19 protein-coding genes and 1 other annotated feature are annotated in these 18,926 nt (G+C 54.8%); of the genes, 15 read left to right on the forward strand and 4 right to left on the reverse strand.

Annotated features, from left to right (window positions below):
- Window positions 1–13: 13 nt before the first annotated feature.
- From DG357_RS03500 to DG357_RS03510, 3 genes are read left to right on the forward strand one after another with little or no spacing between them, the layout of a single operon-like run.
- Window positions 14–505 carry an Hcp family type VI secretion system effector gene (locus DG357_RS03500; protein ID WP_088204594.1) on the forward strand — a complete coding sequence of 164 codons (492 nt, stop codon included), beginning with the start codon at window positions 14–16 and terminating at the stop codon, window positions 503–505.
- Between the two features lie 11 nt (window positions 506–516).
- On the forward strand, window positions 517–1,023 hold the full coding sequence (locus DG357_RS03505; protein ID WP_088204593.1) for a DUF2778 domain-containing protein: 507 nt from the start codon (window positions 517–519) through the stop codon (window positions 1,021–1,023).
- A gap of 1 nt (window position 1,024) precedes the next feature.
- On the forward strand, window positions 1,025–1,522 hold the full coding sequence (locus tag DG357_RS03510; protein ID WP_088204592.1) for a hypothetical protein: 498 nt from the start codon (window positions 1,025–1,027) through the stop codon (window positions 1,520–1,522).
- Window positions 1,523–1,572: 50 nt separating this feature from the next.
- Here DG357_RS03510 and arcA read toward each other — a convergent pair whose 3' ends face one another.
- Window positions 1,573–2,289: a two-component system response regulator ArcA gene (gene arcA, locus DG357_RS03515; protein WP_003856501.1), complete on the reverse strand. Its 717-nt coding sequence runs from the start codon at window positions 2,287–2,289 to the stop codon at window positions 1,573–1,575.
- Between the two features lie 95 nt (window positions 2,290–2,384).
- Between arcA and yjjY the strand changes: the two genes are divergently transcribed.
- The 7 genes from yjjY (at window position 2,385) to DG357_RS03550 (ending at window position 9,196) form a co-directional block, all read left to right on the forward strand.
- Window positions 2,385–2,525: a YjjY family protein gene (yjjY, locus tag DG357_RS03520; protein WP_085928893.1), complete on the forward strand. Its 141-nt coding sequence runs from the start codon at window positions 2,385–2,387 to the stop codon at window positions 2,523–2,525.
- Between the two features lie 399 nt (window positions 2,526–2,924).
- Window positions 2,925–3,611: a tRNA/rRNA methyltransferase gene (locus DG357_RS03525; RefSeq protein WP_088204591.1), complete on the forward strand. Its 687-nt coding sequence runs from the start codon at window positions 2,925–2,927 to the stop codon at window positions 3,609–3,611.
- 211 nt (window positions 3,612–3,822) lie between these two features.
- Window positions 3,823–3,891, forward strand: coding sequence for a thr operon leader peptide (gene thrL / locus DG357_RS03530; protein WP_015572623.1), 69 nt, complete (start codon window positions 3,823–3,825; stop codon window positions 3,889–3,891).
- Window positions 3,830–3,947, forward strand: a sequence feature (Thr leader region). (Overlaps the previous gene by 62 nt.)
- Before the next feature lie 24 nt (window positions 3,948–3,971).
- Window positions 3,972–6,434, forward strand: a complete 2,463-nt coding sequence (thrA, locus tag DG357_RS03535) for a bifunctional aspartate kinase/homoserine dehydrogenase I (protein WP_028015456.1) — start codon at window positions 3,972–3,974, stop codon at window positions 6,432–6,434.
- A 1-nt stretch (window position 6,435) separates the two neighbouring features.
- Window positions 6,436–7,365, forward strand: coding sequence for a homoserine kinase (gene thrB / locus DG357_RS03540; RefSeq protein WP_041911275.1), 930 nt, complete (start codon window positions 6,436–6,438; stop codon window positions 7,363–7,365).
- A 3-nt stretch (window positions 7,366–7,368) separates the two neighbouring features.
- Window positions 7,369–8,655 carry a threonine synthase gene (gene thrC, locus DG357_RS03545; protein WP_045259424.1) on the forward strand — a complete coding sequence of 429 codons (1,287 nt, stop codon included), beginning with the start codon at window positions 7,369–7,371 and terminating at the stop codon, window positions 8,653–8,655.
- 247 nt (window positions 8,656–8,902) lie between these two features.
- Window positions 8,903–9,196 (forward strand): DUF2502 domain-containing protein, encoded by a 294-nt coding sequence (locus DG357_RS03550; RefSeq protein ID WP_028015459.1) that lies wholly within the window; start codon window positions 8,903–8,905, stop codon window positions 9,194–9,196.
- 32 nt (window positions 9,197–9,228) lie between these two features.
- On the opposite strand, the gene yaaA is transcribed toward DG357_RS03550, so the two are convergent.
- Together yaaA and DG357_RS03560 are read right to left on the reverse strand one after the other, a co-directional pair.
- Complete coding sequence (gene yaaA / locus DG357_RS03555; protein WP_088204590.1) at window positions 9,229–10,002, reverse strand: peroxide stress protein YaaA; 774 nt, start codon at window positions 10,000–10,002, stop codon at window positions 9,229–9,231.
- 66 nt (window positions 10,003–10,068) lie between these two features.
- Window positions 10,069–11,499: an alanine/glycine:cation symporter family protein gene (locus DG357_RS03560; RefSeq protein ID WP_088204589.1), complete on the reverse strand. Its 1,431-nt coding sequence runs from the start codon at window positions 11,497–11,499 to the stop codon at window positions 10,069–10,071.
- 262 nt (window positions 11,500–11,761) lie between these two features.
- Here DG357_RS03560 and tal point away from each other — a divergent pair, with 262 nt between their 5' ends.
- The 3 genes from tal (at window position 11,762) to DG357_RS03575 (ending at window position 14,858) form a co-directional block, all read left to right on the forward strand.
- Window positions 11,762–12,715 (forward strand): transaldolase, encoded by a 954-nt coding sequence (tal, locus tag DG357_RS03565; RefSeq protein WP_003856481.1) that lies wholly within the window; start codon window positions 11,762–11,764, stop codon window positions 12,713–12,715.
- A gap of 110 nt (window positions 12,716–12,825) precedes the next feature.
- The gene (gene mog / locus DG357_RS03570; protein ID WP_088204588.1) at window positions 12,826–13,413 is read left to right on the forward strand and encodes a molybdopterin adenylyltransferase; all 588 of its coding nucleotides are present in this window, start codon (window positions 12,826–12,828) and stop codon (window positions 13,411–13,413) included.
- Between the two features lie 122 nt (window positions 13,414–13,535).
- Window positions 13,536–14,858, forward strand: coding sequence for an MFS transporter (locus DG357_RS03575; protein WP_028015463.1), 1,323 nt, complete (start codon window positions 13,536–13,538; stop codon window positions 14,856–14,858).
- On the opposite strand, the gene satP is transcribed toward DG357_RS03575, so the two are convergent.
- The gene (gene satP, locus DG357_RS03580; protein WP_041911269.1) at window positions 14,835–15,401 is read right to left on the reverse strand and encodes an acetate uptake transporter; all 567 of its coding nucleotides are present in this window, start codon (window positions 15,399–15,401) and stop codon (window positions 14,835–14,837) included. The two genes, DG357_RS03575 and satP, sit on opposite strands and share 24 nt — an antisense overlap.
- Window positions 15,402–15,697: 296 nt before the next feature.
- On the opposite strand from satP, the gene dnaK reads away from it, so the two are divergent.
- A complete protein-coding gene (gene dnaK / locus DG357_RS03585; protein ID WP_028015465.1) occupies window positions 15,698–17,611 on the forward strand; it encodes a molecular chaperone DnaK in 1,914 nt (637 codons plus the stop codon).
- A gap of 87 nt (window positions 17,612–17,698) precedes the next feature.
- Window positions 17,699–18,844: a molecular chaperone DnaJ gene (dnaJ, locus tag DG357_RS03590; RefSeq protein WP_047367304.1), complete on the forward strand. Its 1,146-nt coding sequence runs from the start codon at window positions 17,699–17,701 to the stop codon at window positions 18,842–18,844.
- Window positions 18,845–18,926 lie beyond the last annotated feature (82 nt).

The raw sequence follows: 18,926 nt of genomic DNA on the forward strand, positions 1-18,926 counted from the left end.
AGGAAATCAGCTAATGGCCGTACCCGCTCATCTCTGGCTTTATGACATAAATGGTTCACTTATCCCGGGAGGGAGTGAAGTCGCAGGAAGAGAAGGCAGTATAGAAATACAGAGTTTTGTTCATGGATTACATGTTCCCTTTGACGGTAATACTGGCCGGCTGACGTCTACACGTGTACACAACGTGATGAGTATTGAAAAGGAGTTCGATAAAGCCTCTCCGTATCTTTACCGTGCTGTAGCGCAAGCCGAGAGATTGCAAAGAGCACAAATTCGGTGGTATCGAATAACAACTTCAGGCACGGAAGAGGAGTTTTTTCATATTTTGCTTGAGGATATACGTCTCATCCATATAAATCCTTCGATGCATAATTTCAAACAGCCCATTGGGCAGCTTTCGGTTCCAACGGAGTCTCTTGGCCTGGGGTATGCACGTATCACCTGGAAATATCTCGACGGCAACATTCAGTTTACCGATGAATGGAATTCACGCATGTGCGCTTAAGGTTGAGAGAAATGATCTATTGTGAGTTCAATTACAACGAGCATTTTTCAGCAAATAGTTTAATGCTTCGTTGCGCTGGTGTAGGCACATTCCCGGTATTTTCTGGCCTGGGCGCATTCATGAATATTTCTGAGTATTCCGGACACCGTAATGGACCGATACCGCTGGGTAAATATTGGATTGTAGACAGGCCTATGGGAGGGATTGGCTCAATGGAAAGAATGGTGGAGAAATGGTTCAAAACGGGGAATCGCTACTGGGAATGGTTTGCCCTGTACCGCCAGGATGGTTTGATAGACGATAGGACGTTTGTCGATGGCGTGATGCGAGGAAATTTCCGTCTTCATCCACTCCGTCCAGACGGCAGTGGCGTATCTGATGGTTGCATCACGTTCCGTAATCAGGCTGATTTCGATCAGCTGCGTCAGGCGCTTCTTAAAACGACTACCCAGGTGCTTCCCCATAGCAAGATAAAGGCTTATGGAGAGCTCAGCGTGATTGGGATGAGGCGGGCATAAAGTGAAACGGTACTTGCCCCTGCTGGCGCGTATATGCATGGCTCCCATGGGTTTTGTGCTGATTGGTGTTCTGGCTGTTAACTCACTGGATTTCGGCAGTTACGCATGGGGAGGATATCAACTAACGTATGCCCAACTTCTTTTGGCTCTTTGCGTAAATCTCTTTCTGGCATCAGTCATTCTAATAGCCTGTTATCTGTGCATTCTGAAGATAGCTGGATTGTGGGTCAGAAAGGAAATTTATGTAGGCATCTTTTACATCTGCGTCTTTCAATTGTTCTTTGCCGTTTTCACCATTATGGATTGCGACGTTGCTTTGAAATCGGCTGTAGAGCATTTGCTCCATCTTTGTGGCAAGTGGGAGTGGGCGGAATCCCTTGATTTTGATAAACAAGAAGCACAAAGAGAGAGCCGGGATGCCTGGATTACATTAATTTACCTCGCAGGCAATACCGCGCTTTCGCAGGTGTCGACGATGATATTCTCCAGACGTATGTAGATAAAAAAAACGGCGCAAATGCGCCGTTTTTTACTGCGTGACGTGACGGATTATTCCTGCAGATCACCGCAGAAACGGTACCCTTCGCCGTGGATGGTGGCGATGATTTCCGGCGTATCCGGCGTCGATTCGAAATGCTTACGAATACGACGGATGGTCACGTCTACGGTACGGTCATGAGGCTTCAGCTCACGACCGGTCATTTTCTTCAGCAGTTCTGCACGGGACTGAATTTTGCCCGGATTTTCGCAGAAGTGCAGCATCGCGCGGAATTCGCTGCGCGGCAGCTTATACTGCTCACCGTTCGGGCTAATCAGCGAACGGCTATTGATATCAAGTTCCCAGCCGTTGAATTTGTAGCTGTCGACGCTACGACGCTCTTCGCTGACCGTGCCCAGGTTCATGGTGCGGGACAGCAGGTTGCGTGCACGAATGGTTAACTCGCGAGGGTTGAACGGTTTGGTGATGTAGTCATCCGCACCGATCTCCAGGCCAAGAATTTTATCAACTTCGTTATCACGGCCCGTCAGGAACATTAACGCGACGTTCGCCTGTTCACGCAGTTCGCGCGCCAGCAGAAGACCGTTTTTGCCCGGCAGGTTGATATCCATGATCACCAGGTTGATATCATTTTCAGAAAGGATCTGATGCATCTCTGCGCCATCGGTCGCTTCAAAGACATCGTAGCCTTCTGCTTCGAAAATGCTCTTTAACGTGTTGCGTGTTACCAACTCGTCTTCAACGATAAGAATGTGCGGGGTCTGCATGTTTGCTACCTAAATTGCCAACTAAATCGAAACAGGAAGTACAAAAGTCCCTGACCTGCCTGATACATGTCGCAAATTAACATGATCGGCTTAACGTGACTAAAGTACGTAATTGCGTTCTTGATGCACTTTCCATCAACGTCAACAACATCATTAGCTTGGTCTTGGGTACTTTCCCTTTGGACCCGACAGTGTCAAAAACGGCTGTCATCCTAACCATTTTAACAGCAACATAACAGGCTAAGTGACACCAGACACCCAATAAAACTACGCTTCGTTGACATATATCAAGTTCAATTGTAGCACGTTAACAGTTTGATGAAATCATCGTAGCCGAATGCTAGCCTTTGTCACAATTTTTCAATAAACCAACTAGTTGCGGAGATTGATTTATAAACAAAGCGAATCCAATCAGAACAGGGTATTCACGTTGCCATTATCATTATAAAACATAGGGATAATAGGCTTCTGTTAACATTCTAACTGATTGTTCAGACACAAAATAGTTTAGCGTCTTTAATTTGTTATGAAACGCTATTTCGGTGATTTGTGTTGCAAATTTGTAAATTCGTGCTGCGTAATATGTTGAAGTGCATCACACTTTTCTCCGCTAACTGATTAAAAAGAGAGCATAAATGCATCTGTCGATTGTACTGGTCGCTCCAGCCAGAGCCGAAAATATAGGCGCTGCGGCGCGTGCCATGAAGACCATGGGTTTTACCGATTTACGTATTGTGGACAGCACTGCGCACCTGGAACCTGCCGCCCGCTGGGTGGCGCACGGTTCGGGGGATATTCTCGATAATATAACGACTTACGCTACGCTTGCCGACGCGCTGCATGACATTTCATTTACCGTTGCCACCACAGCACGCAGCCGGGCGAAGTTCCACTACTACGCCACGCCTGCTGAACTGGTGCCCATGCTGGAAGAGAAAAGCCAGTGGCTTGAGAAAGCCGCGCTGGTATTTGGTCGTGAAGATTCCGGGCTCGCCAACGAAGAGCTTGAGCTGGCGGACGTTCTCACCGGTGCGCCGATGGTAGCCGATTATCCTTCCCTGAATTTAGGCCAGGCGGTAATGGTCTATTGCTATCAATTAGCTTCCCTAATGCAAATCCCTCAATCCCAGACAGAAGCCGCCAATGAAAATCAGCTGGCCGCGCTTCGTGCTCGCGTAGAGCGTCTTTTATCGAGCCTTGGCGTTGCGGACGATCAAAAAATGGCCGACTGGCTACAGCAGCGCCTTGGACGTCTTGAGCAGCGGGACACCGCCATGTTGCACCGTTTGCTGCACGATATTGAAAAAAAATTGGCCGAGTAAAATGCTGTCATAAGTTTTTACTATGGCGAAATGGTCTGTCGTGGAGGGTTGGGGCTGGGGGATTCGGATGAAAATAAAACGTCATGCAGCGTGACGTGAACGTCCGTGGAATTGTGATCAAATTAAAAATTCATTGACTTAAGGTGCCCGATCCTTTAACCCTAAAAGAATACAGCACAGACAGATAATAATGACAGAGTACACAACATCCATGAAACGCATCAGCATCACCACCATTACCACAACCATCATCATTACCACAGGTAACGATGCGGGCTGACGCGTACAGGAAAAACAGAAAAAAGCCCGCACCTGAACAGTGCGGGCTTTTTTTTCGGCTAAAGGAAACGAGGTAGAACCATGCGAGTGTTGAAGTTCGGCGGTACATCAGTGGCAAATGCAGAACGTTTTCTGCGTGTTGCCGATATCCTGGAGAGCAACGCCAGGCAGGGGCAGGTTGCGACCGTGCTCTCTGCCCCGGCAAAAATCACAAACCATCTGGTGGCGATGATTGAAAAGACCATCGGTGGCCAGGATGCACTCCCGAACATCAGCGATGCCGAGCGTATCTTCGCCGAGCTGCTGCAGGGGCTGGCAGAAGCCCAGCCTGGTTTCCCGCTCGCGCAGCTGAAGTCCTTCGTTGAGCAGGAGTTTGCTCAGATCAAGCATGTGCTGCACGGCATCAGCCTGCTGGGCCAGTGCCCGGACAGCGTCAACGCGGCGCTGATCTGCCGGGGCGAAAAACTCTCCATCGCCATCATGGCGGGCGTGCTGGAAGCGCGCGGCCACAACGTTACCGTGATCAATCCGGTTGAGAAATTGCTGGCAGCGGGCCACTATCTCGAATCTACCGTTGATATTGCCGAATCAACCCGCCGTATTGCCGCGAGCAAAATCCCCTCTGACCACATGATCCTGATGGCGGGCTTTACCGCCGGGAACGAGAAGGGCGAGCTGGTAGTGCTGGGCCGTAACGGCTCCGACTACTCCGCCGCCGTGCTGGCCGCCTGTTTACGCGCTGACTGCTGTGAGATCTGGACTGACGTCGACGGCGTCTATACCTGCGATCCGCGCCAGGTGCCGGACGCCAGGCTGCTGAAGTCGATGTCCTACCAGGAAGCGATGGAGCTTTCCTACTTCGGCGCCAAAGTGCTTCACCCGCGTACCATCTCCCCCATTGCCCAGTTCCAGATCCCATGCCTGATTAAAAACACCGGTAACCCGCAGGCGCCAGGCACGTTGATTGGTGCCAGCAGCGATGAAGATGGTCTGCCGGTGAAAGGCATTTCCAACCTGAATAATATGGCAATGTTCAGCGTCTCCGGTCCGGGGATGAAGGGGATGGTCGGCATGGCGGCGCGCGTTTTTGCGGCCATGTCACGCAACGGTATCTCGGTGGTGCTGATCACCCAGTCCTCTTCCGAATACAGCATCAGCTTCTGCGTGCCTCAGGTCGACTGTCTGCGCGCCCGCCGCGCGCTGGAAGAAGAGTTCTATCTGGAGTTGAAAGAGGAACTGCTGGAGCCGCTCTCCATTCAGGAGCGCCTGGCGGTGATTTCCGTGGTTGGCGACGGTATGCGCACGCTGCGCGGTATCTCCGCCAAATTCTTTGCCGCGCTGGCGCGGGCCAATATCAACATCGTGGCGATTGCCCAGGGCTCGTCCGAGCGTTCAATCTCCGTGGTGGTGGATAACGATGACGCCACTACCGGCGTGCGCGTGGTTCACCAGATGCTGTTCAACACCGATCAGGTTATCGAGCTGTTCCTGATTGGCGTGGGCGGCGTCGGCGGTGCGCTGCTGGAGCAGGTGAAGCGCCAGCAGGAGTGGCTTAAGAAAAAGCACATCGATCTGCGCGTCTGCGGAATTGCGAACTCGAAAGCGCTGCTTACTAACGTTCACGGTCTGAACCTGGAGAACTGGCAGGCGGAGCTGGAAGAGGCGAAAGAGCCGTTCAACCTGGGGCGCCTGATCCGTCTGGTGAAAGAGTATCACCTGCTTAACCCGGTTATCGTTGACTGTACCTCGAACCAGGCGGTGGCCGACCAGTACGCCGACTTCCTGCGCGAAGGCTTCCACGTGGTGACGCCGAACAAAAAGGCCAACACCTCGTCGATGGATTACTATCACCAGCTGCGCCTGGCGGCGAGCAAGTCGCGCCGCAAGTTCCTGTACGACACCAATGTCGGTGCCGGCCTGCCGGTCATCGAGAACCTGCAAAACCTGCTGAACGCGGGCGACGAATTGCAGCGTTTCTCCGGCATCCTCTCCGGCTCCCTGTCGTTTATCTTCGGCAAGCTGGATGAAGGGATGAGCCTGTCGGAAGCCACCCGTGCCGCGCGCGAGCTGGGCTACACCGAGCCAGATCCGCGCGACGATCTCTCCGGGATGGACGTGGCGCGCAAGCTGCTGATCCTGGTGCGCGAAACGGGCCGCGAGCTGGAGCTTTCGGATATCGTGATTGAACCGGTGCTGCCAGCTGAGTTTGACACCAGCGGCGATGTCAGCACCTTTATGGCGAATTTACCTCAGCTTGACGATGCCTTTGCCGCACGCGTTGCGAAAGCCCGTGATGAAGGTAAGGTATTGCGCTATGTTGGCAACATTGAAGAGGACGGCGTATGCCGGGTGAAGATTGCCGAAGTGGATGGTAACGACCCGCTTTATAAAGTCAAAAACGGCGAAAACGCCCTCGCGTTTTACAGCCACTATTATCAGCCATTGCCGCTGGTGCTTCGCGGCTATGGCGCAGGGAATGATGTGACGGCGGCGGGCGTGTTTGCCGACCTGCTGCGTACCCTGTCATGGAAGTTAGGAGTTTAAGATGGTTAAAGTATATGCCCCGGCTTCCAGCGCCAATATGAGCGTCGGATTTGACGTGCTGGGTGCGGCGGTGACGCCGGTGGATGGTTCGCTGCTGGGCGATACGGTAACGGTTGAGGCGGCAGAAAGCTTCAGCCTGAATAACGTCGGCCGTTTCGCCAGCAAGCTGCCGCCTGAACCACGCGAGAATATCGTTTATCAGTGCTGGGAGCGCTTCTGTCAGGAGATCGGCAAAAACGTGCCGGTTGCCATGACGCTGGAAAAAAGCATGCCGATTGGCTCGGGCCTGGGCTCCAGCGCCTGCTCGGTTGTCGCCGCGCTGGTGGCGATGAACGAGCACTGCGGCAAGCCGCTGAATAATAGCCGTCTGCTGGCGCTGATGGGCGAGCTGGAAGGGCGCATCTCCGGCAGTATTCATTACGATAACGTGGCGCCGTGCTTCCTCGGCGGCATGCAGCTGATGATTGAAGAAAATGGCATCATCAGCCAGCAGGTGCCAGGGTTTGATGAGTGGCTGTGGGTGCTGGCGTATCCGGGCATCAAGGTCTCTACCGCAGAAGCGCGTGCGATCCTGCCTGCGCAGTATCGTCGCCAGGACTGTATCGCCCACGGGCGTCATCTGGCGGGCTTTATCCACGCCTGCTACACCCGTCAGCCGCAGCTGGCGGCGAAGCTGATGAAAGACGTCATTGCCGAGCCGTACCGTACGAAGCTGCTTCCCGGCTTTAACGAGGCGCGACAGGCTTCAATGGATATCGGCGCGCAGGCGTGCGGCATCTCCGGCTCCGGCCCGACGCTGTTCGCCCTGTGCGATAAGCCAGACACCGCGCAGCGCGTGGCGGACTGGCTCTCTAAACACTACCTGCAAAATCAGGAAGGCTTTGTTCATATTTGCCGTCTGGACACGGCTGGCGCACGAGTACTGGGATAACGAATGAAACTCTACAACCTTAAAGATCATAACGAGCAGGTCAGCTTCGCGCAGGCGGTGACTCAGGGGCTGGGCAAAAATCAGGGGCTGTTTTTCCCGCACGACCTGCCGGAATTTCAGCTGACCGAAATCGATGAGCTGCTGAAGCTGGACTTTGTCACCCGCAGCACCAAAATTCTGTCTGCGTTTATTGGCGATGAAATCCCGCAGGAGCTGCTGGAAGAGCGCGTGCGTGCGGCGTTTGCTTTCCCGGCTCCGGTTAAGCAGGTTGAGCCTGACGTCGGTTGTCTGGAGCTGTTCCACGGCCCGACCCTGGCGTTTAAAGACTTCGGCGGCCGCTTTATGGCGCAGATGCTGACCCACATCAGCGGCGACAAGCCGGTGACCATCCTGACCGCGACCTCCGGTGATACCGGTGCGGCGGTGGCACACGCGTTCTACGGCCTGAAAAACGTCCGCGTGGTGATCCTCTATCCGAAAGGCAAGATCAGCCCGTTGCAGGAAAAACTGTTCTGCACCCTCGGCGGCAACATTGAAACCGTGGCGATCGACGGCGATTTCGATGCCTGCCAGGCGTTGGTCAAGCAGGCGTTCGATGATGAAGAGCTGAAGGCCGCGCTGGGGCTGAACTCGGCGAACTCCATCAACATCAGCCGCCTGCTGGCGCAGATCTGCTACTACTTCGAAGCGGTGGCTCAGCTGCCGCAGGAAGCGCGCAATCAGCTGGTAGTTTCCGTACCAAGCGGCAACTTCGGCGACCTGACGGCGGGGCTGCTGGCGAAATCTCTCGGTCTGCCGGTGAAACGCTTTATCGCTGCCACTAACGCCAACGATACCGTGCCGCGCTTCCTGAAAGACGGCAAATGGGCGCCTAACGCCACGCAGGCGACGCTCTCCAATGCCATGGACGTGTCGCAGCCGAACAACTGGCCGCGCGTGGAAGAGCTGTTCCGCCGCAAGGTGTGGCGTCTGGGTGACCTGGGCTACGCTGCGGTGACGGACGAAACCACCAAAGCCACCATGCGCGAGCTGAAAGCGGTGGGCTACACCTCTGAGCCGCACGCGGCAATTGCGTACCGCGCGCTGCGCGACCAGCTTAACCCGGGTGAATATGGCCTGTTCCTGGGCACCGCGCATCCGGCGAAGTTCAAAGAGAGCGTGGAAGATATTCTGGGCGAAACGCTGCCGCTGCCAAAAGAGCTGGCCGAGCGCGCCGACCTGCCGCTGCTGTCTCATGAGCTGCCGGCGGATTTTGCGGCACTGCGGAATCTGATGATGACGCGCGCGTGATTTTGTTGCCCGGTGGCGCTACGCCTTACCGGGCCTACAACGACGAGATGACCGTAGGCCGGGTAAGCGCAGCGCCACCCGGCTTTTTTATGAAGAAATTAAGGAGAAAAATTGCAGGAAAAAAGCAGAAATTCCCAATAAATGCGGTCACTTAGCGTTTAGGATTGCAGAGAATAACATCCACCGTTCCCCTCGCGTACTCTCCTTACATCGGCCCACGTTGGGCAAGAAGAATAAGGAGTCACCTGTGTCTACACTAAAACCTGCACTCATCGCGCTTTCTCTGGTGCTGGTCGCCCCCATGGCGGTACAGGCATCTGAAATTACTCTCGTACCTGCGGTAAAACTGCAGATTGGCGATCGGGACAATAGCGGGCATTACTGGGATGGCGGCCGCTGGCGCGACCACGACTGGTGGAAGGCGCATTATGACTGGCGCGATAACCATTGGCGTCCGCATGACGAGCATCGCGATCGTGATGACCGACACGACCATCATCACGACGACCACCGTCCGGGCCCGGACTGGAAGCACCATTAACGCAAAACCCCGCCAGATGGCGGGGTTTAGTTTTACTGCTCGTGGCGCTTAAATACCAGCTCACCTTTCCCTGACGACGACTCGTCAAAGAAATAGCCGTCGGTGTTGAATCCCGTTAACTGCTCCGGCTTCGTCAGGCGGTTCTGAATGATGTAGCGGCTCATCAGGCCACGCGCTTTTTTCGCATAGAAGCTGATGACCTTGAACTTGCCGTTCTTCTCATCAAGGAAGACCGGCTTAACGATCTCCGCGTTCAGCTTTTTCGGCTTCACCGACTTGTAGTACTCATCGGATGCCAGGTTAACCACCACGTTATCACCCTGAGCATGCAGCGCCGCGTTCAGCTTGTCGGTGATGATGTCGCCCCAGAAATGGTAAAGGTCTTTGCCTTTGGCGTTTTCCAGGCGAATCCCCATCTCCAGACGATATGGCTGCATCAGATCCAGCGGGCGCAGTACGCCATACAGGCCCGACAGCATGCGCAGATGCTGCTGGGCAAAATCAAAGTCGGCTTCGCTAAAATCTTCCGCCTGCAGGCCGGTGTAAACATCGCCCTTAAACGCCAGGATCGCCTGGCGCGCGTTGGCGGGGGTGAAATCCGGGTGCCACTCGTGGAACCGGGTCGCGTTCAGGTCTGCCAGCTTGTCGCTGATGCTCATCAGCGAGGCGATTTGCGGCGCAGAGAGCTTGCGCGCTTCGCGGATCAGCTGTTGCGAATAGTCCAGCAGTTCTGGCTGGGTATAACGCTCGGTGGCGAGCGGGCTCTGGTAGTCGAGCGTTTTTGCAGGTGAAATCAGAATCAGCATATCCAGTCCTTGCAGGAAATTTAGAGCGACTTTAACAAAAAATCGCCCTGAATTGATCGATAGCTGTTATCGCCGGGGCAAATCATCCCAGGTGCCGGGGGCAAGCTGTGACTGAATTTCGGGATAGCGTGCGGCATCAAATACCGGGGGAACGCCCAGCTTGCGCTGGCGAAGATAATCCCTGGCAATAAGGTTCACAACGGGCGAGAGCAGCAGGATCGCCGTCAGGTTAGTGATTGCCATTAGCGCCATAATAACATCCGCCAGCTGCCAGACCAGCGGCATATTCAGAAGGGAGCCCGCGATCACCATCAGTACTACGCCCAGGCGAAGCAGGAGGATGGCTGGACGAGAGTCGTATTTCAGGAAGATAAGGTTATTTTCGGCATACAGGTAATTCACCACAATCGAACTGAAGGCGAACAGCATCAGAATGAGCGAGACAAATCCCGAACCCCAGCCGCCGGTCAGGTTCACCAGCGCCTGCTGAAGAAGCTGTATTCCGTCGATATCCGAGTCATGCGCCACAGGACCGGCCAGCAGGAGGATCATGGCGCTGGCGGAACAGATAATAACGGTATCCATAAACACGCCTATCATCTGCACGATACCCTGCGCTGCCGGGTGCGGCGGCCAGGAAGAGGCGGCCGCGGCGGCGTTGGGAGTAGAGCCCATCCCGGCTTCATTGGAGAACATGCCTCGCTGAAAACCTGCCATCAGCGCCTGGCTCAGGGTGTAACCCAGCGCGCCTGACGCCACCTCACGCCAGCCAAAGGCGCTTTTAAAGATGGTCGCAATCACGCCCGGAACCTGGTCGGCATGCAGCGCAGCGACGACCAGGCTCGCGGCAACCCAGAGCAGAGCCATGATGGGAACCAGCCACTGCATCATGCGGGCAACGCCTTTCAGGCCGGCAGAAATGGTGAACAAAACAAAGAGGGCTAAACCGATGCCGGTGATCCACTCCGGGCAGGAGAAGGTATAGCGCAGGGCATGGGCGACGGAGTTTGACTGCACGGTATTAAAAATAAGACCGTACGCGAGCAGTAAAAAAAGCGAGAACAGAACGCCCATCCAGCGCATTCCTAAGCCACGCGCCATATACCAGGCCGGACCGCCGCGAAACTGCCCGTTTCTGTCTTTCTCTTTGTAGAGCTGCGCCAGTGAACTTTCGGCAAAAGAGGTAGCCATTCCGAGAAGCGCCGTGACCCACATCCAGAACACCGCGCCTGGCCCACCGGCGCTGATGGCCAGCGCAACGCCCGCCAGGTTTCCGCTACCGAGGCGGGCAGCCAGGCTGGTACACAGCGCCTGAAAAGACGTTAATCCGCCCGGCTGGGGCGTGACGCTGTTTTTCAGACTTCTGCCAAACTTGCGAATATAGCGAAACTGGATAAACCCACTGCGTAGCGTAAACCAGATACCTGCTCCCAGAAGCAGGTAGATCATTATCGAACCCCAGAGGACTTCGTTAATAAAGAAAAGGAAATCAGGCATTAACGTCCCTCTTGTTGATGCCAACGTGAATATGTAAGCGCTACCACTGATTGGGCATGCTGTTGCTTAGCAGCCTGTTAATATTTTGAGTTTATCATACTCTGCCTAAGCGCACTGTCTGCGGTTGCGCTACCCCTCCGTCGTGTTATCATCAGGGCAGACCGGTTACATCCCCCTAACAAGTAAACCTGTCATTTTTCCGCTGCAGGCATGCTGTCGGTAGCGTGAATTATCCAGGGCACGTTAAAAGAGAAACACTATCATGACGGATAAATTGACCTCCCTTCGTCAGTTCACCACTGTCGTAGCTGACACCGGAGATATCGCGGCAATGAAGCTGTACCAGCCGCAGGATGCCACAACTAACCCTTCTCTGATCCTTAACGCCGCACAGATCCCTGAGTATCGCAAACTGATTGACGAGGCTGTGACCTGGGCGAAAGCACAGAGCAATGACCGTGCGCAGCAGGTTGTGGATGCTACCGATAAACTGGCAGTGAACATCGGTCTGGAAATCCTGAAGCTGGTTCCGGGCCGTATCTCTACCGAAGTGGATGCACGTCTCTCCTACGACACCGAAGCGTCAATCGCGAAAGCAAAACGCCTGATCAAACTGTACAACGATGCGGGCATCAGCAATGACCGTATCCTGATCAAACTGGCGTCGACCTGGCAGGGCATTCGCGCTGCCGAGCAGCTGGAAAAAGAAGGCATCAACTGTAACCTGACCCTGCTGTTCTCCTTCGCGCAGGCGCGTGCATGTGCGGAAGCAGGCGTGTACCTGATTTCTCCGTTCGTGGGCCGTATTCTGGACTGGTACAAAGCCAACACCGACAAGAAAGAGTACGCGGCGTCTGAAGATCCAGGCGTGATTTCCGTGACTGAAATCTACGAATACTACAAACAGCATGGCTATGAGACCGTGGTTATGGGTGCAAGCTTCCGTAACGTGGGCGAAATCATTGAGCTGGCTGGCTGTGATCGTCTGACCATCGCCCCTGCGCTGCTGAAAGAGCTGGCAGAAAGCGAAGGTGCTATCGAGCGTAAGCTGTCTTACACCGGCGAAGTGAAGGCGCGCCCGGAGCGCATCACCGAATCCGAGTTCCTGTGGCAGCACAACCAGGATCCAATGGCTGTAGACAAACTGGCGGACGGTATCCGTAAGTTTGCTATCGACCAGGAAAAACTGGAAAAAATGATCGGCGACCTGCTGTAATCATTCTGCGTGACCGGGCTCCCGGTCACGCGTCTTCTTCTGTCCTCTGTCTGAATTTTCCCTCTGCGTGTATCATTCCCTTTAATCAGTACTTTTTGAATGGAATGGATATGAATACCTTACGCATCGGCTTAGTGTCGATTTCTGACCGCGCCTCCAGCGGCGTTTACCAGGATAAAGGCATCCCCGCTCTGGAAGAGTGGCTGGCAAGCGCGCTGACCACCCCGTTTGAGATCCAGACTCGCCTTATCCCCGACGAACAGCCGATCATTGAGCAGACCCTGTGCGAGCTGGTGGATGAGATGAGCTGTCACCTTGTGCTAACCACGGGCGGAACCGGCCCCGCGCGTCGCGACGTGACGCCGGACGCGACGCTGGCTATCGCCGACCGTGAAATGCCGGGCTTCGGCGAACAGATGCGCCAGATCAGTCTACACTTTGTCCCGACGGCAATCCTTTCCCGCCAGGTGGGGGTGATCCGCAAACAGGCGCTGATACTGAACCTGCCGGGGCAGCCAAAGTCGATCAAAGAGACGCTGGAAGGATTAAAAGCCGAGGACGGTCGCGTCATTGTGCACGGCATATTTGCAAGTGTACCGTATTGTATACAGTTGATTGACGGGCCGTACGTGGAAACTGACGACAAAGTGGTAGCAGCATTTCGTCCTAAAAGCGCACGCCGCGAGACAATCTCCTGAAATTTACTAAAATGTGACATTAGCGCCAGCCGCAGTAGCGTGTAAATAGATTTACGATATAGTAATTTTTTCTTTACGATTGCTGTAAAAAATAATCCACAACACATGCACAATGGTTCGCTATGTCACATAACACCCGACCTCTGAATCGACAGGACTACAAAACGCTTACGCTCGCCGCCTTAGGTGGCGCGCTGGAGTTTTACGACTTCATCATCTTTGTCTTCTTCGCCGCCGTGGTGGGGGCGCTCTTCTTCCCGGCGGATATTCCGGAATGGCTGCGTCAGGTGCAAACCTTCGGCATCTTTGCTGCCGGGTATCTGGCACGTCCGCTGGGCGGCATCGTCATGGCTCACTTTGGCGATCTTGTCGGGCGTAAGAAGATGTTTACCCTGAGCATCCTGCTGATGGCGGTACCGACGCTGGCCATCGGCCTGCTGCCCACCTATGCCTCCATGGGCATTCTCGCCCCGCTATTGCTGCTGCTGATGCGCATTCTTCAGGGCGCGGCCATCGGCGGGGAAGTGCCGGGGGCCTGGGTGTTTGTGGCGGAGCACGTTCCTGCCCGCCGCATCGGGATCGCCTGCGGAACGTTAACGGCGGGGCTGACCGTCGGGATCCTGTTGGGGTCGGTGGTGGCGACGATAGTCAACACCAGCATGACGCAGCAGGCCGTGCACGACTGGGGCTGGCGTATTCCGTTCCTGCTGGGCGGGGCGTTTGGCCTGGTGGCAATGTACCTGCGCCGCTGGCTGCAGGAGACGCCGATTTTCCTCGAAATGCAGCAGCGTAAAGCGCTGGCGCAGGAGTTGCCAGTCAAAGCCGTTGTGGTGCGTCATAAAAAAGCGGTGGTGGTGTCGATGCTGCTCACCTGGTTGCTGTCGGCGGGCATCGTGGTGGTGATTTTGATGTCGCCGGTGTGGCTGCAGAAACAGTACGGTTTCGCCCCTGCCGTGACCTTACAGGCAAACAGTATTGCGACAATCATGCTCTGCTTTGGCTGTCTGGCCGCCGGGCTGGCGGCGGATCGTTTCGGTGCCAGCCTGACCTTTATTGTCGGCAGCCTGCTGCTGGCCGCGTCGAGCTGGGCGTTCTACCATCTGGCGGGCAGTCATCCTGAACAGCTGTTCCTGCTGTACGGCGTGGTCGGACTGTGCGTGGGCGTCGTGGGGGCTGTGCCTTACGTCATGGTGCGCGCCTTCCCGCCGGAGGTTCGCTTCACCGGGATATCGTTCTCTTATAACGTCGCGTATGCCATTTTCGGCGGGCTGACGCCGATAGTGGTCACGGTGATGATGGGGGTGTCGCCGATGGCGCCTGCCTGGTATGTACTCGCGCTCTCGCTGATGGGGCTGGGATTAGGCGTTTGGCTTCGTCAGGCGGGGGAATATCGTGCCCGCGAGGCGGGCACGACAGAGGGATCAGTGTTTTTCACCAATAGGTAAAATGGTGCGGTCAAACTGTTCGTTCAGCACTTCACCCATTGCCAGGTAGATAGCGCTTGCGCCGCACACCAGGCCAATCCAGCCTGCTACGTGAACGATGCCTTCGTTATCCGCCAGGTGGCCAATTGCCAGCAGAGCGAACAGTACGGTCAGGCTCAGGAAGACGAACTGCAGCGCGCGGTTGCCTTTCAGGGTGCCGAAGAACATGAACAGGGTAAAGACGCCCCACAGGCCCAGATAGACGCCCAGGAAGTGTGCGTTTGCCGCGTCTGCCAGGCCCATTTTAGGCATCAGCAGGATGGCGACCAGGGTCAGCCAGAACGAGCCGTAAGAGGTGAAAGCAGTTAAGCCGAAGGTGTTGCCTTTCTTATATTCCAGCAGGCCCGCGAAGATTTGCGCGATACCGCCGTAAAAAATGCCCATCGCCAGGATTACGCCGTCCATCGGGAACATCCCGATGTTGTGCAGGTTCAGCAGAATGGTGGTCATGCCAAAACCCATCAGGCCCAGCGGAGCCGGATTAGCCAACTTAGTGTTGCCCATAAGTCCTCAAAAAAATCATCATTAAAATGGTGAAATGGTTAAACCCGCGTCAATACTCCCTGACGGGGCGCGGCATCATAATGGGCGGCATCGACGCCGTCTATGATCTCATCAGGGTGAAATTAAAATTTTTTTTATGCTTGCCCCTTGATGGATGCCGTCGCGACCCCATCTTGTAGTCAACCGCAGTGTGTGGACCTGAAAAAAATCAAATCTGGGCAGTTGAAAAAGCACGTTCTGCCCTTATTACAGGTACACAACCACATGTTGACTGAATTTTTAGTGGAGACGTTTAGATGGGTAAAATTATTGGTATCGACCTGGGTACTACCAACTCTTGTGTAGCGATTATGGACGGCACTACTGCACGCGTGCTGGAGAACGCCGAGGGCGATCGCACCACGCCTTCTATCATTGCTTATACCCAGGATGGTGAAACTCTGGTTGGTCAGCCGGCTAAACGTCAGGCAGTGACAAACCCGCAAAACACCCTGTTTGCGATCAAACGCCTGATTGGCCGCCGCTTCCAGGACGAAGAAGTTCAGCGTGACGTTTCTATCATGCCTTACAAAATCATCGCAGCAGATAACGGCGATGCGTGGCTTGATGTGAAAGGCACCAAAACGGCACCACCGCAGATCTCTGCTGAAGTGCTGAAAAAAATGAAGAAAACCGCTGAAGATTACCTGGGTGAGCCGGTAACTGAAGCTGTTATCACCGTTCCTGCTTACTTCAACGATGCTCAGCGTCAGGCAACCAAAGATGCTGGCCGTATCGCAGGTCTGGAAGTAAAACGTATCATCAACGAACCAACCGCAGCGGCGCTGGCTTACGGTCTGGATAAAGAAGTCGGCAACCGTACTATCGCGGTTTACGACCTGGGTGGTGGTACTTTCGATATCTCTATTATCGAAATCGACGAAGTTGACGGCGAAAAAACCTTCGAAGTTCTGGCAACCAACGGTGATACCCACCTGGGTGGTGAAGACTTCGATACCCGTCTGATCAACTACCTCGTTGACGAGTTCAAGAAAGATCAGGGCATTGACCTGCGTAACGACCCGCTGGCGATGCAGCGCCTGAAAGAAGCCGCTGAGAAAGCGAAGATCGAACTGTCTTCTGCTCAGCAGACCGACGTGAACCTGCCGTACATCACCGCAGACGCGACCGGTCCTAAACACATGAACATCAAAGTGACCCGTGCGAAACTGGAAAGCCTGGTAGAAGACCTGGTGAACCGTTCTATCGAGCCGCTGAAAGTTGCACTGCAGGATGCTGGCCTGTCCGTATCTGACATCCAGGACGTTATCCTGGTGGGTGGTCAGACCCGTATGCCAATGGTTCAGAAGAAAGTGGCTGAATTCTTTGGTAAAGAGCCACGTAAAGACGTGAACCCGGACGAAGCGGTAGCTATCGGTGCGGCGGTTCAGGGTGGTGTATTGACCGGTGAAGTGAAAGACGTACTGCTGCTGGACGTTACCCCACTGTCTCTGGGTATCGAAACCATGGGTGGCGTGATGACTGCGCTCATCAACAAAAACACCACCATCCCAACCAAGCACAGCCAGGTGTTCTCTACCGCTGAAGACAACCAGTCTGCGGTAACCATCCATGTGCTGCAGGGTGAGCGTAAGCGTGCGTCTGATAACAAGTCTCTGGGTCAGTTTAACCTGGACGGCATCAACCCGGCACCGCGCGGCATGCCGCAAATCGAAGTTACCTTCGACATCGATGCTGACGGTATCCTGCACGTGTCTGCGAAAGACAAAAACAGCGGTAAAGAGCAGAAGATCACCATCAAGGCATCTTCTGGCCTGAATGAAGCGGAAATCGAAAAAATGGTTCGCGATGCCGAAGCTAACGCGGAATCCGACCGTAAGTTCGAAGAGCTGGTTCAGACCCGTAACCAGGGTGACCATCTGCTGCACAGCACCCGTAAGCAGGTTGAAGAAGCGGGCGATAAACTGCCAGCAGAAGACAAAACTGCTATCGAAGCTGCACTGACCGCGCTGGAAACGTCTCTGAAAGGCGAAGACAAAGCGGATATCGAAGCGAAGATGCAGGAGCTGGCACAGGCTTCCCAGAAGCTGATGGAAATCGCTCAGCAGCAGCACGCACAGCAGCAGGCAGGCGCTGATGCTTCTGCGAACAACGCGAAAGACGACGACGTTGTCGACGCTGAGTTCGAAGAAGTTAAAGACAAAAAATAATCGCCCTGATGCAGGGTAATTAATCGGCACGGGCGTAGGAGAACTCTCCACGCCCGTGCTCGCATGTTAAGGGGCTTAAAAAAACCAATGGCAAAGCAAGACTATTACGAGATTTTAGGCGTTCCGAAAACTGCGGAAGAGCGTGAAATCAAAAAGGCGTATAAGCGCCTGGCCATGAAATTCCACCCGGACCGTAACCAGGGTGACAAAGAGGCTGAAGCAAAATTTAAAGAGATCAAAGAAGCCTACGAAGTCCTGACCGATGCACAAAAACGTGCGGCCTATGACCAGTACGGCCACGCGGCCTTTGAACAGGGCGGTATGGGTGGCGGTGGATTCGGTGGCGGCGGCTTTGGCGGCGGTGCGGATTTCAGCGACATCTTTGGTGACGTGTTCGGCGATATCTTCGGCGGCGGTCGTGGTCGTCAGCGCGCATCGCGCGGCGCAGACCTGCGCTACAACATGGATCTCACTCTTGAAGAGGCCGTTCGTGGCGTCACGAAAGAGATCCGTATCCCGACGCTGGAAGAGTGTGACGTTTGCCACGGCAGCGGCGCGAAAGCGGGTACCCAGCCACAGACCTGTCCAACCTGTCATGGCTCCGGCCAGGTACAGATGCGCCAGGGCTTCTTCGCGGTACAGCAGGCCTGTCCGCACTGTCACGGTCGCGGTACGCTGATAAAAGATCCGTGCACCAAGTGTCACGGCCACGGTCGCGTTGAGAAAACCAAAACCCTGTCCGTTAAGATCCCGGCTGGCGTTGATACGGGCGACCGCATCCGTCTGGCGGGTGAGGGCGAAGCAGGCGAGCACGGCGCACCGGCAGGCGATCTGTACGTTCAGGTTCAGGTGAAGCAGCACGCCATCTTCGAGCGTGAAGGCAATAACCTGTACTGTGAAGTGCCGATCAACTTCGCGATGGCGGCTCTCGGCGGTGAAATCGAAGTGCCGACGCTGGACGGTCGCGTCAATCTGAAAATCCCTGGTGAAACCCAGACCGGCAAGCTGTTCCGCATGCGCGGCAAAGGCGTGAAATCCGTTCGCGGTGGTGCGCAGGGCGATCTGCTGTGCCGCGTCGTCGTGGAAACGCCGGTTGGCCTGAACGACAAGCAGAAACAGCTGTTGAAAGAGCTTCAGGAGAGCTTTGGCGGCCCAACGGGTGAGAAAAACAGCCCGCGCTCCAAAAGCTTCTTTGATGGCGTCAAAAAATTCTTCGATGATTTGACCCGCTAATTCGTTAGCTGTGTCTAACTTCAAAAAGCCCGGAAGCGATTCCGGGCTTTTTTTTGCAGTTATAGATCGGTAAAACTGAGTC

It is taken from the genome of Enterobacter bugandensis, from assembly GCF_900324475.1.
GTDB lineage: Bacteria > Pseudomonadota > Gammaproteobacteria > Enterobacterales > Enterobacteriaceae > Enterobacter > Enterobacter bugandensis.

Coding starts and splice junctions, on each gene's coding strand:
- DG357_RS03500 (WP_088204594.1), top strand. CDS start 14: ATGGCCGTACCCGCTCATCTCTGGCTTTATGACATAAATGGTTCACTT.
- DG357_RS03505 (WP_088204593.1), top strand. CDS start 517: ATGATCTATTGTGAGTTCAATTACAACGAGCATTTTTCAGCAAATAGT.
- arcA (WP_003856501.1), bottom strand. CDS start 2,289: ATGCAGACCCCGCACATTCTTATCGTTGAAGACGAGTTGGTAACACGC.
- DG357_RS03525 (WP_088204591.1), top strand. CDS start 2,925: ATGCATCTGTCGATTGTACTGGTCGCTCCAGCCAGAGCCGAAAATATA.
- thrA (WP_028015456.1), top strand. CDS start 3,972: ATGCGAGTGTTGAAGTTCGGCGGTACATCAGTGGCAAATGCAGAACGT.
- thrB (WP_041911275.1), top strand. CDS start 6,436: ATGGTTAAAGTATATGCCCCGGCTTCCAGCGCCAATATGAGCGTCGGA.
- thrC (WP_045259424.1), top strand. CDS start 7,369: ATGAAACTCTACAACCTTAAAGATCATAACGAGCAGGTCAGCTTCGCG.
- yaaA (WP_088204590.1), bottom strand. CDS start 10,002: ATGCTGATTCTGATTTCACCTGCAAAAACGCTCGACTACCAGAGCCCG.
- DG357_RS03560 (WP_088204589.1), bottom strand. CDS start 11,499: ATGCCTGATTTCCTTTTCTTTATTAACGAAGTCCTCTGGGGTTCGATA.
- tal (WP_003856481.1), top strand. CDS start 11,762: ATGACGGATAAATTGACCTCCCTTCGTCAGTTCACCACTGTCGTAGCT.
- mog (WP_088204588.1), top strand. CDS start 12,826: ATGAATACCTTACGCATCGGCTTAGTGTCGATTTCTGACCGCGCCTCC.
- DG357_RS03575 (WP_028015463.1), top strand. CDS start 13,536: ATGTCACATAACACCCGACCTCTGAATCGACAGGACTACAAAACGCTT.
- satP (WP_041911269.1), bottom strand. CDS start 15,401: ATGGGCAACACTAAGTTGGCTAATCCGGCTCCGCTGGGCCTGATGGGT.
- dnaK (WP_028015465.1), top strand. CDS start 15,698: ATGGGTAAAATTATTGGTATCGACCTGGGTACTACCAACTCTTGTGTA.
- dnaJ (WP_047367304.1), top strand. CDS start 17,699: ATGGCAAAGCAAGACTATTACGAGATTTTAGGCGTTCCGAAAACTGCG.